Origin of the sequence: Cryobacterium sp. M23 (assembly GCF_002929655.1) — a bacterium.
GTDB lineage: Bacteria > Actinomycetota > Actinomycetes > Actinomycetales > Microbacteriaceae > Cryobacterium > Cryobacterium sandaracinum.
The window spans coordinates 99,149-113,417 of record NZ_PJJV01000076.1 but is presented as its reverse complement, the minus strand read 5'-3'; the positions used below and the strand labels follow the sequence as shown (position 1 = coordinate 113,417).

Here is a 14,269-nt window from a genome sequence, read left to right as displayed (position 1 = left end):
AAATCATCACAGCTGCGGCCCTCGCCAAGGCTCAGTTCCGTGAAGGATTAGGACCCTTTCGGATAAGTCCAGTTCCCGCTTAGACGACGCTTTAGCCTGACCACGAGAGGCATAGGATCACTTCCGAAACGTCCCGCATCGTGCCCGAGTGTGTCCAGCGGTGGATTAGGACCCTTGTGCAGACATTCGGCGACAGTCAGCCGAACCGCCGCCGCCGGACTCATTCTGGGCGGTCGATTTCCTTGTCGGTGTTCTCCGGTTCGTGCGGGCGCTGGACCATCCCGAATTCGTTCACGGGCAGGAACGCGTCCCGGTCCCACGCGCCCGGATGCTGCACGGGGCACGTAAGGATAGTGTCATGGGCGCCGCGCTCGATCAAATGTGCACGCATGGTCTGCCCACAGACCGGGCATTCCTTTAGATCGGTCGGCACGTCCGTATCCGCGAATCGCGGATCCACTCGGTCGGAGTGACGAGTAGGACTGCTCACCGGCGGTTTCCTGTCTCTGACCATGCGCTCAGACTACGCCGAGTTGCAAAATCGACCAGGTGTGTGTGCTTTGCGTCTATTCTTCTCCGAAACCCGATTCCAGAAGGTCTCCCAGAGCGGCTACGGCTGCCGCTCCGGCCTCATCCGAGGAGGAGATCTTCGCGGTCATGCCGCGGATGAGTCCGAGTGACATCACGGCGAGCAGACTGGATGCATCCCTGCCGTTCACGGTGACTCGTGCCTCGAACGTACTGGCGAGCTTCACGAAGTCAGCAGCCGGTCGGGCATGCAGACCATCCTTGTTCACCAGGGTAACGGTTCGAGTGACCACCGGCGGCAGCGCTGGTTCCGCCCCAGGTGCGGAGACGGCCCCGGCTGCGGATTGCGCGGCCCGCACGACAGACTCGATGTCTCCCCCAATCTCGGCGGCGACGGCCGCAGCCACACCACCCTCGACCAGAGGCGCATCCACGATTCGTACTCGGGCACGCGCCGCGTCTCCGAGGAAATCCAACGCGGTTTCGGCCGTCAGGATCGCGGAGCCCAGGTCGCAGAGGAGCACGACGCCGGCGCCGGCGTCAGCCTGTGCAATGCCGCTGACCACCTTCGTGAAGCTCGTGCCGATACCCCCGTCGTCTGTCCCACCGGCCGGGACCATCCTCGTTTGGGGTGCCATCTGGGTTGCCAGATCGAGGAGACCGTCGGCGATCTTCGAGCTGTGGGAGATGAAAACGAGGCCGACAAGCCCCTCTGTGGCGGTCATTTCAAGCGGTCGCTGCGGTGTCGGCAGCTGCTCGCAACAGCAGGGCCGAAGACTGCGCTCCCGGGTCGCGGTGACCGATGGCCCGTTCGCCGAGGTAGCTAGCCCGTCCCTTGCGCGCAACCCAGGGTTCCGTCGCCTCTGCCCCTGCCTCGGCAGCAGCTGCCGCCGCCATCAAAATCGCCAGGTCGTTCGCACCGTCGGCACGGGCTGCTTCGGCGGCGTCGACCGCCGGAGTCCAGGCATCGACCATGGTCTTGTCTCCGGACTCCGCCTTGCCGCGCAGGACGATGCCATCACGCGCGGCCGCCAGGAGTGCGACTAGAGCGGCCCCGTCAAGGTCAGCCGAGCCGGAGATGGCCGCGGCCGCCTTGAGGAACGCTGTTCCGTACAGTGGACCCGCCGCACCGCCCACGGTTGAGATCAACGTGGTTGCGACGAGTTTGAAGACGTCCCCGGGGTTCGCCTCGGACGCAAGGTCATCGAGTTTCAACAGCACCGCCTGGAAACCGCGGTCCATGTTTTCGCCATGATCACCATCGCCGATTTCACGGTCCAGATCAATCAATTCCACACGGTGCTCATTCATTACCGCCGCACTGGTCCTGATCCAGGCTTTCGCCCACGTGCCGTCTAAATTCATTGGATCTCCTTCTACCGGCCTATCGTCCCCACCGTAGCGCTGCCGTCTGGACCGGCGCATCCCACAGGGCAGTCAATTCGTCATCGAGTTTCAGCACGGTGATGGATGTTCCCTGCATCTCGAGAGACGTCGTATAGTTCCCGACGAGTGTCCTGGATACTTCGATCCCCTGTTCGGCCAACACCTCGGCGGCCCGTCGAAACACGATGTACAGCTCGATTTGCGGTGTGCCGCCCATTCCGTTGACGAAGAGAAGCACCTTGTCCCCGGCTACGAACGGGATGTCCTCAAGGATAGGGCCGAGGAGCCGGTCGACGATGGCGTCGGCCGGCTCCAGCTTGATGCGCGCGCGCCCCGGCTCGCCGTGGATGCCGATCCCGATCTCGATCTCATCGTCGGCGAGCGTGAAGCTGCCTTCCCCGGCGTGGGGAGCAACGCACGGCGTCAGCGCCACACCCATCGAACGCACATCGGAGATGACCCTCTCTGCGATCGCGGCGACGGTCTCCAGGGCGTCTCCGCGCTCAGCCGACGCTCCAGCGATCTTCTCGACCAGGACCGTTCCGGCCACACCACGTCGCCCGGCCGTGTACAGCGAGTCCTTCACGGCGACGTCGTCGTTGACGATCACCGAGCGGACCTCGATTCCGTCCGCGGCGGCGAGGTCGGCGGCGGTCTCGAAATTCAAGACGTCCCCGGTGTAGTTCTTGACGATGTGGAGCACCCCCGCTCCCCCATCGACCGCCTTCGTCGCGGCGAGGATCGGGTCGGGTGTCGGTGAGGTGAAAACGGCCCCTGGTACGGCTGCGTCCAGCATCCCGAACCCGACGAACCCACCGTGAAGTGGCTCGTGTCCGCTTCCTCCTCCGCTGACCAGACCCACTTTCCCGGCAACGGGAGCTTCCGTGCGCACGATGTAGATCGGTTCCGTCGAAATCCGGACGATATCGGCGTGGGCCGCGCCGAAACCGGCCACGGCCTCAGCGACGACGTTCTTGGGATCATTGACGAGTTTCTTCATGTCTCTTCCTTCGATCGAGGTGGTTGGACGGCCCGTCGACGGGCTGTTGTGGAGCGCTGTGCACTCCAGGCTCAACCTACGCGCTGCCCTCGCTGCCGGTAAGGGGCGGTGAATTACGCGTCCACCGGCCCATTCCGCTGCGTTAATCGCCGCGCTATGGTAACGCCGATCGCTCACCGCTCAGGGTTGCTCCGGCATCTCCAGCCTCACCAAGAAAGGTCAACGTGGACAATATTGGAGTCGTATTCTTATCGGAAGTGCTGGGCACGGGGATACTCGTCCTCCTTGGAACCGGTGTGGTCGCCAACGTCGCGCTGGCCAAGAACAAGGGCCTTGGCGGCGGATTCCTCATGGTCACCATCGGGTGGGGTTTCGCGGTCTTCGCCGGCGTCATCGTCGCTTACAATTCTGGCGCACACCTCAACCCGGCAGTCACCCTCGGCCTGGTGACATCGGGTGCAACGGAGTTCGGTTCGGGCGTTCCCGTGAACTTCCTGTCTGTCCTCACCTACATCGCGGGTCAGTTCCTCGGCGCCTTCATCGGAGCCGTTTTTTGCTGGCTGGCCTACAAACAGCACTTCGACGCTGAGCCCAACTCCGCCAACAAACTCGGCGTCTTCTCGACCGGTCCGGCCATCCGCTCCTACGGCTGGAACCTGACAACCGAGATCATCGGCACATTCGTGCTTGTCTTCGTCGTTCTGGCGTTCGGTGGCGGGCGCCAGGGCGAGAGTGGCGGACTGGCCGCGCTCGGCGCACTGCCCGTCGCGCTGCTTGTTATCGTCATCGGCACCTCGCTCGGTGGGCCGACCGGATACGCCATCAACCCGGCTCGTGACCTGGGGCCCCGCATCGCGCACTTCGTCCTGCCGATCAAGGGCAAGGGAACGTCTGATTGGGCATATTCCTGGGTTCCTGTCGTGGGTCCGGTCATTGGCGGCATGCTCGCCGGATGGGCTTCCCTGTTCTTATTGCCCGTCCTCACGTAATCCTTCCCGCGGGCCGGTTCAGTCATTGAATCGGCCCGCACTGTGTGGCTTCACGCAACGGCGTGCGCCGCGTCAAGCACCGATTCTCGCAATCCAAGGAGGTATTTCAAGGCCGAGTACGTCATCGCGATCGACCAGGGAACCACGAGTTCCCGAGCGATCATCTTCGACAAAGCAGGCTCGGTGATCGCGATCGGTCAGCTCGAGCACGAGCAGATCTTCCCCCGGGCCGGCTGGGTCGAGCACGACCCGATGGAAATTTGGGACAACACCCGTGAAGTGATCGGCCAGGCTTTGTCCAAGTTGAACCTGACTCGGCATGACATCGAGGCCGTGGGAATCAGCAACCAGCATGAGACCGCAGTGGTCTCGGACCGCCGCACCGAGCTGCCCGTCCACAACGCGATTGTCTGGTGAGATTCCCGCACCCAGCCCATCGTGGACCGTCTCGCCGCCGACGGCGGAGTCGAACGGTTCAAGGCCCAGGTGGGGCTCCCCCTGGCGACGTACTTCTCCGGAACGAAGATCGTCTGGATTCTCGAGGACGTGAATGACGCGCGCGCAAGGCTGAAGCCGGCGATCTGATGTTCGGCACGACGGACTCCTGGGTGCTGTGGAACCTGACCGGCGGTCTCGAAGGCGGCGTGCACGCGATGGACGTGACCAACGCCAGCCGCACCATGTTCATGGATCTCGAGACTCTGCAATGGGACGACGACATCCTCGCCGCCTTCGGGGTACCCAAGTCGATGCTGCCCGAGATTCGTTCCTCGTCCGAGGTCTACGGCATCGCGAGCGGCCACTGCCTGCTGCGCGAAACCCCGATCGCGGGCATCCTGGGTGACCAGCAGGCCGCCACATTCGGTCAGGCTGCCTTCGACCAGGGTGAGGCGAAGAACACCTACGGCACCGGTAACTTCCTGATCTTCAACACGGGCACCGATATCATCCACTCCAAGAACGGTCTGCTCACCACGCTCGGCTACAAGCTCGGCGACGCCGAACCCCACTATGCGCTGGAGGGCTCCATCGCGGTCACCCGCGCCCTCGTGCAGTGGCTGCGAGACAATCTGGGAATGATCAGTACCTCCGAGGAAATCGAGACGCTTGGCAAAACGGTCGATGACAATGGCGGCGCCTACTTCGTGCCCGCCTTCTCCGGACTCTTCGCGCCGTACTGGCGCTCGGACGCCCGTGGTGCCCTCGTCGGCCTGACCCGATTCGTGGACAAGGGCCACATCTCCCGCGCCGCCCTCGAGGCGACCGCGTTTCAGACCCGGGAGGTCCTGGACGCGGTCAACGCCGACTCGGGTGTTCCATTGGCCGAGCTGAAGGTTGACGGGGGCATGATCGGCAACAACACGCTGATGCAGTTCCAGGCCGACATCATCGGCGTGCCAGTGGTGCGACCGGTCGTGGCCGAAACCACGGCTCTCGGCGCCGCGTACGCCGCCGGACTGGCGGTCGGTTTCTGGGGTGACCTTGACGAGCTGCGGGCCAACTGGCAAAAGGACAGCCGGTGGACCCCGCAAATGGGCGAAGAAGAGAGGAACCGACAGATGCGCAACTGAAAGACGGCCGTTACCAAGACGTTCGGCTGGATTGACGAAGACGTCGTCTAGCTCGTCTCGTTTTGTCTGGGCCAGCCGGGTCACACCCGACTGGCCGCGACCCACTCAGCGAGCTTGGCCGTGGCCGCACCGGAGTCGACTGCCTCCGCGGCCACGACCATTTTAGTGCGAAAGCGCTCGATAATATTGACTTGAGACTGCGCGGGATCGTTTGCAAGGTCAAACGCGACCAGGCCGGCGGCCGCGTTCAGCAGGACGATGTCACGCACCGCACCGACCTCACCGGCCAGCACTGAATGAACGACGGCCGCATTGTGCTCAGCGTCCCCGCCAACGAGCTCATTGATCAAGGCCCGTCGGATTCCCAGGTCACGCGGATCGATGTCGTGCTCCGTCACCAGGCCCCGCGACACCTCCCAGACATGGCTGTGGCCCGTCGTGGTCAGCTCATCGAGACCGTCGTCACCGCGGAAGACCAGGGCCGTCGCCCCGCGTGTCTGGAATACACCCACGATGAGCGGAACTCGGTCCAGGTTTGCGACTCCCACTGCTGACGCCTCGGGACGGGCCGGATTGCACAACGGGCCGAGGTAGTTGAACACCGTGGGGATGCCGAGCTCCTTGCGCGCAAGCGCTGCGTGACGGAACCCCGGGTGAAAAGCGGCAGCGAAGGCGAAGGTGATCCCGGCCGTATCCAAAATGGCAGCAACCTTGTCGGCAGACAGTGTCAGGTCAATGCCGAGGGCAGCAAGCACGTCCGACGAACCGGACGCCGAGCTTGAGGCCCGGTTCCCGTGTTTGATCACGGGAACGCCGACCCCGGCGCAGACGATGGAGGCCATCGTCGAGATGTTGACGGTGCCGAACCGATCCCCACCAGTGCCGACGATGTCCAGGGCCATCGGGTTCACCGCCAGCGGTACGGCATGGTCGAGGATCGCATCCCGAAACCCGACGATTTCGTCCACGGTTTCGCCCTTGGCGCGCAGGGCTACGAGGAAGCCGGCCAGCTGCGCCGAAGTTGCCTCCCCCAGCATGACCTGCTCCATGCTCCACGCGGCATCGGAGACGCTGAGGTCCTCCCCCGAAAGCAAAGCACTAAGGACGTTTGGCCAGGACTGAATTTCAAGCATGGATCGATTTTAGCGAGATCGACGATCCGTCCCGAATTCGCTTCCCGGGGCGCGTTTGTTCCAATCAGGTAGTCATTCCGGTAATTGAGCGACAGGTCCGCCCCGATGACAATAACCGATACGCAAATCGGCCATAATGGAAGAGTGACGAGTCCATCAATTACTTACACGGTCAATGCGCCCGTTGTTAACCGGCCCAACAGCGTGGCTGTTGGCACCATCGTCTGGTTGGGCAGCGAAGTCATGTTCTTCGCCGGGCTCTTCGCCATCTACTTCACGCTGCGGTCGACGTCGCCTGAATTGTGGTTATTCGAGACGGAGAAGCACGGCTTTGGATTCGCCCTTGTGAACACGCTGATCCTCGTGTCCTCTTCGGTGACCTGCCAGTTCGGAGTGTTTGCGGCAGAACGCCTGCAATCACGTTCGACCGGATGGAAACCGAGCCAGTGGGGCATGGTCGAGTGGTTCTTCCTCACCTACGCCCTCGGGGCCATATTCGTGTCCGGTCAGGTCTTCGAGTACGCGACTCTCGTTTCCGAGGGCGTCTCGCTTACCAGCAACGCGTACGGATCCGCATTTTACCTCACCACCGGTTTCCACGGTATTCACGTGACTGCCGGCCTGATCGCGTTCCTGCTCGTCATCGGGCGCGCCTTCGCGGTCAAGAACTTCGGTCACAAGGAAGCAACGAGCGCCATCGTCGTGTCGTACTACTGGCACTTCGTCGACGTTGTCTGGATCGGGCTGTTCCTCGTCATTTACGTTCTTAAATAGAAAGTCGGAGTGGACACCACGTATGACCACGATTAGCACACCGAAGCAGTCCGACGGTCGCAAAGCCGGCCGTCGCAGCCCGCTTGCCAGCGTCGCCCTCATCGCGATCGGACTCCTCTTCACCGGAGGCGCATACGCCGCTTTCAGCACGAGCAGTGCCAGTGCGGAGACGAACGCTGCGTCGCAGCAGACCGTCGGCGAAGGGCAGAAACTCTTCGCGGCCAACTGCGCCACCTGTCACGGATTGAAAGCAGCGGGCACCAATGCTGGCCCCAGCCTGATCGGCGTCGGCGCTGCATCGGTCGACTTCCAGGTGGGCACCGGACGCATGCCGATGCAGTTGAACGGACCGCAGGCTGAGAAGAAGGCCGTCCAGTTCACAGACGAGCAGATCGTGTCCCTCGCCGCTTACGTGGCGTCCCTTGCGCCGGGTCCGGCACTTCCGGATCCGTCTCTCCTCGACGCCGACGGCGATGCCGCCAAGGGCGCCGAGTTGTTCCGCATCAACTGCGCGATGTGCCACAACGTCGCCGGCGCCGGTGGTGCCCTCACTCAGGGCAAGTATGCGCCTGCCCTGGCCGGGGTTACGGAGAAGCACATCTACGAGGCCATGGTCACCGGCCCGCAGAACATGCCCGTGTTCAACGACATGAACATTTCCCCGGAGAGCAAGCGGGACATCATCACGTACCTCAAGTATCTGGACAACAACCCGTCCCCCGGTGGATTCGCTCTGGGCGCCCTCGGACCGGTCTCGGAAGGTCTTTTCCTCTGGATCTTCGGTCTTGGGTCCATCGTTGCCCTGACGGTGTGGATCACCGCCAAGTCGAACTGATCACCGACCAGGTCTGACACAAACTGTTTTATGAGAATTCCGATGAAGGAGAACAATGGCCAAGGACGATAACAGCGGGAAGGACTTGACCGCTGCTGACTCGTCGAGCGTCGGGCATGAGGGGGCTCCCGCAGGCACCGCCGTCGTCGTACGGGATGCCGTGGCCAATCCGGGTCTCCCCCCGCACCGACTGCGCGTCACCGACCTCAACCCCAGCGCGGAGCGTCGCGCCGAGCGAACCGTCTACACGCTCTTCTACCTGTCGATCGTGGGCAGTGTGTTCGCAATCGTGGCGTATATGGTCTTCCCGATCATCCCTGAGGAACCGGATTCGGTTCGTCTGAACAACCTCTTCATTGGTCTCGGCCTCACTCTCGCCCTGCTGGCAATCGGCATCGGCGCCGTGCACTGGGGCAAGGCGCTCATGTTCGACCACGAAGGCGTCGACGAGCGCCACCCGGTGCGGGGGTCCGACGAGACCCGCGAACGCGCGGTCGAGATCTTTCACGAGGCCAATGTTGAATCGGGCATCGGTCGCCGTACGCTCATCCGAAACAGCCTCATCGGTGCCTTGATCGCCTTTCCGCTGCCGGCCGTCGTGTTATTCCGCGGCTTGGGCCCGCAGGACACCAATCCGGCTGCAGCTCTCGAACACACCATGTGGAAGAAGGGCACCAGGCTCGCGATCGACCCCACGGGCACACCGATCAAGGCCTCCGACGTCACCCTCGGCTCGGCCTTCCACGTGATTCCCGAAGGACTGCAGGACCTCGGCCGCGGCAAACTCGAAGAGAAGGCCAAGGCCGCAGTTCTCCTGATGAGGCTGAAGCCGGAAGATATCAATGAGCCCGCCGACAAGAAGGACTGGTCGTACGACGGCATTGTTGCCTACTCAAAAATCTGCACGCACGTCGGATGCCCGGTCGCGCTTTATGAACAGCAGACCCACACGCTCCTGTGTCCCTGTCACCAGTCGCAGTTCGATGTGACGAACCAGTGCGAAGTCATCTTCGGACCGGCCAAGCGCCCGTTGCCGCAGCTGCCCATCACGGTAGACTCCGAGGGGTATCTCATTGCACAAAGTGATTTCACTGAACCCGTCGGACCGAGCTTCTGGGAGCGGAATTGAGCACTGCAACTACGACTACTGACCTGGTCGAAACAAAGAAGTCCGGTGGCCTCACCGGGGCCGCCGCGAACTACATCGACGAACGCACCAGCATTTCGACCGCGGTTAAGGAACTGGGTCGCAAGATCTTCCCCGACCACTGGTCTTTCCTGCTCGGTGAGGTTGCCCTCTACAGCTTCGTCATCATCCTGTTGTCCGGTTCGTTCCTCACGTTCTTCTTCAGCGCTTCGATGACGCCGGTGGAGTACGACGGTTCGTACATGCCACTCAAGGGTGTGGAGATGTCTGCCGCGATGGCATCCTCCCTGGACATCTCCTTTGATATTCGTGGCGGGCTCCTCATGCGCCAGGTCCACCACTGGGCAGCACTGCTCTTCGTGGCTGCAATCGGCTTGCACATGCTCCGCATCTACTTCACCGGTGCGTTCCGCAAGCCGCGCGAGCTCAACTGGGTCATCGGGTTCGTTCTGTTCATCCTGGCCATGGCCGAAGGATTCACCGGCTACTCCCTCCCCGACGACCTGCTCTCCGGAAACGGCTTGCGCATCATCGACGGAATGGTCAAGGGCATCCCGCTGGTCGGAACCTGGATTTCGTTCCTCCTCTTCGGCGGAGAGTTCCCGGGCGAGGCGATCGTCGGACGCCTGTACTCCCTCCACATTCTGCTGCTGCCGGCCATTATCGTGGCTTTGATCGCGATGCACCTGCTCTTCGTCGTCGTACACAAGCACACGCAGTACCCCGGTGCCGGACGCACCAACCAGAATGTAGTTGGCTACCCGGTTTTTCCCGTGTATGCGGCCAAGGCCGGTGGCTTCTTCTTCATCGTCTTCGGCCTCGTGATGTTGATGGCGTCGCTGTTTACGATCAACCCCATCTGGAACTACGGTCCCTACGATCCCTCCCCCGTTTCGGCCGGAACACAGCCGGACTGGTACATCGGTTTCGCTGACGGCGCCCTGCGCCTGATCCCGCCGGGACTCGAGATGGTCTGGCTGGATCGCACCTGGTCCTTCAACATCCTGATCCCGTTGGTGTCGCTGGGCCTGTTCATCCTGGTCGTGCTTATCTACCCGTTCATCGAGGGGTGGGTCACCGGAGACAAGCGTGAGCACCACATCCTCGACCGTCCCCGGAACGCCCCGACACGCACCGCCATCGGTGCCGCCGGAGTCACGTTCTACGCGGCGCTGTGGGCCACGGCCTCCTCGGACATCATCGCAACGCACTTCAAGGTGACGATGGAAGGCGTGATCCACACCATGCAGTTCCTGGTGATTGTGGGGCCCTTCATCGCCTTCTTCGTGACGAAACGTATCTGCCTGGCTTTGCAGAAAAAGGACCGTGAGATCGTTCTGCACGGTTACGAGTCCGGGCGTATCGTGCGTCTACCCGGTGGCGAGTACATCGAGGTTCACCAGCCCGTTGATGAATACGAGCGCTGGAAGCTGGTCAGCTACAACGACTACAAGCCGCTCATGATCCGCCCGAACGCCAAGGGCAAAATCACGGTGGGCCAAAAGGCTCGTGCCGGACTGTCCCGCTGGTTCTTCGAGGACCGGATCGAACCGGTATCGACCACTGAACTCGAACGGGCGCACGACCACCACCACTAGGCTCCGGCCGCGAACACAGAACGGGCATCGATGTCCCTCCAGACCCTGTCGGAGTGGCTTCGGTGCCCAAACTGTTTTCTTCCGCTTTCCCCCGCCGGGCCGCTGACGCTGCGCTGCGGGGCCGGTCACTCCTTCGACGTGAACAAGCGCGGATACGTGTCACTGGCAGGCGGTGCGCGCCGGCTGATCGGCGACAGCGTCGCGATGGTAGACGCGAGAGCACTTTTCCTCGAGACCGGCTGGTACGAGCCGCTGCGCAGCCGCCTTGCTGAGCGGGTGGCGGCTGAGAACCCCTCCCGGGTCATGGACATCGGCTGTGGAACCGGATACTACTTGCAGGGGGTTTTCGCGCTCTGTCCAGATGCGCGCGCCCTGGGCATGGACCTTTCCCCCGTGGCGATCAGGCGCACAGTGAGCGGCCGAGACAACGTCGACGGGCTCGTGGCGGATGTCTGGTCCCCGCTGCCGGTGCGGGACGCGTCAGCAGATGTAATCCTGAACGTCTTCGCTCCCCGGAACCCGTCCGAATTCCACCGGGTCCTGCGCGAAGACGGCCTGCTCGTCGTCGTCGTGCCGCAGGCGTCCCACCTGCAGGAGCTCTGGGCGTCCGGTCTGGCGTTGGACGTGCCCGCGAACAAAGGCGAGCACCTGTCCGAGGCGCTGTCCCCCGCCTTCGAACTGGAAACACGGAACGAGTTGTCGTATTCGCTGCGCCTCAACCTCGCCCAGGCATCCGCTCTAATCGGGATGGGTCCGTCCGCCCACCACACGGATGTCGACGCGCTGACGGACCATCTGAGTGGCGTGCAGACCGTCACGGCGTCCTTCGAGTTACTCGGCTACCGTCGCATCACGATCTGAAGCCCGGCAACCACGCGAAGCATCTTACGACCTGAACGAATTCGACGGAGACTCTGGCAGAATCGTACCCCGACGGGCCGGGAAGACGCGAATACCCGAGAATCCCCGTCGAATTCGTTCGAGGCCATGCAAGCGGGAACTGCGGATCAGGCTGCGTGGAACTGTGAACTTGCCCGGCCGTGTCACTCCGAGGCGATGCGCGGTGCATAAACATAGGTGGCGTCCAGAACCTGTGTCCTGGACGCCGCCGTACGTGCCAGAAGCACGTGTCTCAATTCAGATCAGCGAGCGAAGTTGCCCCGATAGTACTCGTATACCCAGCCGACGAGGCAGATGACCCCGATGCCCAACGCGATGATCGAGATCCACACGCCGACAGCCAGCCCCATGAAGAGCAGAGCAGCACTGGCAGCCAAGAGGATGGGCCACCAGCTCCACGGGCTGTAGAAACCAACCTCAGGGTCGCCGTCGTCGATATTCGCGTCAAGACGATCTTCGGGAAGCTCGCCACCCTGAGCACTGTGCACCCGGCTCAGGTAGAACGCGACGAAGCTGAAGAAGATCGCGCACAGGCCGAGTGTGAACGTCCCCGCCCACTCGATCTTGTTCTGGTTAGGGTCAAGAAGACCCCAGACCACATAGGCCGTCGTGACCACCACGAAGAACCCGCTCAGAACCAGAAGGAGATTGACGTTGGCTCTCATTTACTTCGTCCTTTTCGACGTTACGTCGTACGTGGGGGCATCCGGGGCGTCCTTCGCCGGCCCGATTCCGACTGTCATGGGCGCCTCCGGGTGGTTCAGGTCAAACGCGGGGCGCTCGGACCGGATGCGCGGGATGGAGGTGAAGTTGTGGCGCGGCGGCGGGCAGGAGGTAGCCCACTCGAGCGAGCCGCCGTGGCCCCACGGGTCGTTCACGGTGACCTGCGGTGCCTTACGGGCGGTGATATAGACGTTCAGGAAGAACGGGATCATCGAGATCGCGAGAATGACCGAGCCGACCGTAGACAACTGGTTCATCCAGGTGAAGCCGTCTTCGGGCAGGTACGACGCGTACCGACGCGGCATGCCGACGACGCCCAGCCAGTGCTGCACCAGGAAGGTTGTGTGGAAACCGATGAAGAGGAACCAGAAGTGCCACTTGCCGAGGCTCTCATTGAGCATCTTGCCAGTCCACTTCGGCCACCAGAAGTAGAACCCACTGAACATCGCGAAAACCACGGTTCCGAAGATGACGTAGTGGAAGTGCGCGACGACGAAGTAGGTGTCCGAGACGTGGAAGTCGAGCGGCGGCGAGGCCAGGATGACGCCGGTGAGGCCACCGAAGGTGAAGGTGACCAGGAAGCCAAGGGCCCACAGCATGGGCGTTTCGAAGGTCAGCGAGCCATGCCACATGGTGCCGATCCAGTTGAAGATCTTCACCCCGGTCGGAACGGCGATCAGCATGGTCATCAGGGAGAAGAACGGCAGCAGGACAGAGCCGGTGACGTACATGTGGTGCGCCCAGACCGCCACGGACAGTGCCGCGATGGAGATGGTCGCGTAGATGAGGGTCTTGTATCCAAAGATCGGCTTGCGGCTGAAGACCGGGAAGACTTCCGAAACGATGCCGAAGAACGGCAGCGCGATGATGTACACCTCAGGGTGACCGAAGAACCAGAACAGGTGCTGCCACAGGATGGCTCCACCGTTGGCCGGATCGTAGATGTGCGAGAGGAAAATGCGGTCGGACGCGGCGGCCAGAAGGGCTGCGGCGAGAACGGGGAAGGCCATCAGGATGAGGATCGACGTGACCATGGTGTTCCACGTGAAGATCGGCATCCGGAACATGGTCATTCCGGGGGCGCGCATCGTGATTACCGTGGTGATGAAGTTCACGGCGCCGAGAATGGTGCCGAAGCCGCTCAGCCCAAGCCCGACCATCCACAGGTTGCCACCGACGCCTGGGGAGAACGTCGTACTGGCCAGAGGCTGATAGGCGAACCAGCCGAAGGATGCGGCACCCTGCGGAGTGAGGAATCCACCGACGGCGACGAGACTGCCGAAGAAGAAGGCCCAGAAGGAAAAGGCGTTCAACCGGGGGAAGGCCACGTCGGGGGCGCCGATCTGCAGCGGCATGAGGGAGTTGGCGAACCCGAAGAACAACGGCGTAGCGAACATCAGCAGCATGATCGTGCCGTGCATGGTGAAGAGCTGGTTGTACTGCTCCTTCGTCTGGACGACCTCGAGGCCGGGGGCGAAAAGCTGTGCGCGGATAACCAGTGCCATGACACCGGCAAGACAGAAGTAGACGAACGACGTGATCAGGTACATGTACCCGATGACTTTGTGGTCAGTGGAGGTGATCCACCGGACGATGACGTTGCCCTTGCGCTCGACACCGGTGGGCCGACGCGGGGCAGTGGGGGCTGCCGGCGCGGAAGGTGCCGTAGTGGTAGTAGTAGTCAT

Annotated in this window: 13 protein-coding genes and 1 pseudogene; 7 read left to right on the top strand and 7 right to left on the bottom strand. The window is 62.5% G+C overall.

Going from position 1 to position 14,269, the window contains the following annotated elements:
- Positions 1-220: 220 nt before the first annotated feature.
- From CXY82_RS17080 to dhaK, 4 genes are all read right to left on the bottom strand, one after another.
- A complete protein-coding gene (locus CXY82_RS17080) occupies positions 221-433 on the bottom strand; it encodes a hypothetical protein (RefSeq protein WP_146069120.1) in 213 nt (70 codons plus the stop codon).
- A 133-nt stretch (positions 434-566) separates the two neighbouring features.
- A complete protein-coding gene (gene dhaM / locus CXY82_RS12065; protein WP_104171135.1) occupies positions 567-1,253 on the bottom strand; it encodes a dihydroxyacetone kinase phosphoryl donor subunit DhaM in 687 nt (228 codons plus the stop codon).
- Between the two features lies 1 nt (position 1,254).
- Positions 1,255-1,893: a dihydroxyacetone kinase subunit DhaL gene (gene dhaL, locus CXY82_RS12060; RefSeq protein ID WP_104171134.1), complete on the bottom strand. Its 639-nt coding sequence runs from the start codon at positions 1,891-1,893 to the stop codon at positions 1,255-1,257.
- 19 nt (positions 1,894-1,912) lie between these two features.
- Positions 1,913-2,914: a dihydroxyacetone kinase subunit DhaK gene (gene dhaK, locus CXY82_RS12055; protein WP_104171133.1), complete on the bottom strand. Its 1,002-nt coding sequence runs from the start codon at positions 2,912-2,914 to the stop codon at positions 1,913-1,915.
- Between the two features lie 224 nt (positions 2,915-3,138).
- On the opposite strand from dhaK, the gene CXY82_RS12050 reads away from it, so the two are divergent.
- Together CXY82_RS12050 and glpK are read left to right on the top strand one after the other, a co-directional pair.
- Positions 3,139-3,903 carry an MIP/aquaporin family protein gene (locus tag CXY82_RS12050; RefSeq protein WP_104171132.1) on the top strand — a complete coding sequence of 255 codons (765 nt, stop codon included), beginning with the start codon at positions 3,139-3,141 and terminating at the stop codon, positions 3,901-3,903.
- A gap of 123 nt (positions 3,904-4,026) precedes the next feature.
- Positions 4,027-5,474: pseudogene (gene glpK / locus CXY82_RS18325) on the top strand (glycerol kinase GlpK).
- 80 nt (positions 5,475-5,554) lie between these two features.
- Here glpK and trpD read toward each other — a convergent pair.
- The gene (gene trpD / locus CXY82_RS12040) at positions 5,555-6,607 is read right to left on the bottom strand and encodes an anthranilate phosphoribosyltransferase (RefSeq protein WP_104171131.1); all 1,053 of its coding nucleotides are present in this window, start codon (positions 6,605-6,607) and stop codon (positions 5,555-5,557) included.
- A 105-nt stretch (positions 6,608-6,712) separates the two neighbouring features.
- On the opposite strand from trpD, the gene CXY82_RS12035 reads away from it, so the two are divergent.
- Genes CXY82_RS12035 through CXY82_RS12015 form a run of 5 tightly spaced genes read left to right on the top strand, consistent with a single transcriptional unit; the run spans position 6,713 to position 11,822 of the window.
- The gene (locus CXY82_RS12035) at positions 6,713-7,381 is read left to right on the top strand and encodes a heme-copper oxidase subunit III (protein WP_104171130.1); all 669 of its coding nucleotides are present in this window, start codon (positions 6,713-6,715) and stop codon (positions 7,379-7,381) included.
- Positions 7,382-7,403: 22 nt separating this feature from the next.
- Positions 7,404-8,216 carry a c-type cytochrome gene (locus CXY82_RS12030; protein WP_104171129.1) on the top strand — a complete coding sequence of 271 codons (813 nt, stop codon included), beginning with the start codon at positions 7,404-7,406 and terminating at the stop codon, positions 8,214-8,216.
- A gap of 55 nt (positions 8,217-8,271) precedes the next feature.
- A complete protein-coding gene (locus CXY82_RS12025; RefSeq protein WP_104171128.1) occupies positions 8,272-9,345 on the top strand; it encodes a ubiquinol-cytochrome c reductase iron-sulfur subunit in 1,074 nt (357 codons plus the stop codon).
- Positions 9,342-10,961: a ubiquinol-cytochrome c reductase cytochrome b subunit gene (locus CXY82_RS12020; protein WP_199180949.1), complete on the top strand. Its 1,620-nt coding sequence runs from the start codon at positions 9,342-9,344 to the stop codon at positions 10,959-10,961. The genes CXY82_RS12025 and CXY82_RS12020 overlap by 4 nt, the downstream gene beginning before the upstream one ends.
- Positions 10,962-10,991: 30 nt before the next feature.
- The gene (locus CXY82_RS12015; protein ID WP_104171127.1) at positions 10,992-11,822 is read left to right on the top strand and encodes a methyltransferase domain-containing protein; all 831 of its coding nucleotides are present in this window, start codon (positions 10,992-10,994) and stop codon (positions 11,820-11,822) included.
- A 281-nt stretch (positions 11,823-12,103) separates the two neighbouring features.
- Here CXY82_RS12015 and CXY82_RS12010 read toward each other — a convergent pair whose 3' ends face one another.
- Together CXY82_RS12010 and ctaD are read right to left on the bottom strand one after the other, a co-directional pair.
- Positions 12,104-12,526 (bottom strand): cytochrome c oxidase subunit 4, encoded by a 423-nt coding sequence (locus CXY82_RS12010; RefSeq protein WP_104171126.1) that lies wholly within the window; start codon positions 12,524-12,526, stop codon positions 12,104-12,106.
- Positions 12,527-14,269, bottom strand: a complete 1,743-nt coding sequence (gene ctaD / locus CXY82_RS12005; protein ID WP_104171125.1) for a cytochrome c oxidase subunit I — start codon at positions 14,267-14,269, stop codon at positions 12,527-12,529.

Excerpts from the sequence above, each read along its gene's own strand:
- CXY82_RS12015 (WP_104171127.1), top strand. The coding sequence starts at position 10,992 with ATGTCCCTCCAGACCCTGTCGGAGTGGCTTCGGTGCCCAAACTGTTTT.
- CXY82_RS12010 (WP_104171126.1), bottom strand. The coding sequence starts at position 12,526 with ATGAGAGCCAACGTCAATCTCCTTCTGGTTCTGAGCGGGTTCTTCGTG.
- dhaL (WP_104171134.1), bottom strand. The coding sequence starts at position 1,893 with ATGAATTTAGACGGCACGTGGGCGAAAGCCTGGATCAGGACCAGTGCG.
- CXY82_RS12025 (WP_104171128.1), top strand. The coding sequence starts at position 8,272 with ATGGCCAAGGACGATAACAGCGGGAAGGACTTGACCGCTGCTGACTCG.
- dhaM (WP_104171135.1), bottom strand. The coding sequence starts at position 1,253 with ATGACCGCCACAGAGGGGCTTGTCGGCCTCGTTTTCATCTCCCACAGC.
- CXY82_RS12035 (WP_104171130.1), top strand. The coding sequence starts at position 6,713 with ATGACAATAACCGATACGCAAATCGGCCATAATGGAAGAGTGACGAGT.
- CXY82_RS12030 (WP_104171129.1), top strand. The coding sequence starts at position 7,404 with ATGACCACGATTAGCACACCGAAGCAGTCCGACGGTCGCAAAGCCGGC.
- ctaD (WP_104171125.1), bottom strand. The coding sequence starts at position 14,269 with ATGACTACTACTACCACTACGGCACCTTCCGCGCCGGCAGCCCCCACT.
- trpD (WP_104171131.1), bottom strand. The coding sequence starts at position 6,607 with ATGCTTGAAATTCAGTCCTGGCCAAACGTCCTTAGTGCTTTGCTTTCG.
- dhaK (WP_104171133.1), bottom strand. The coding sequence starts at position 2,914 with ATGAAGAAACTCGTCAATGATCCCAAGAACGTCGTCGCTGAGGCCGTG.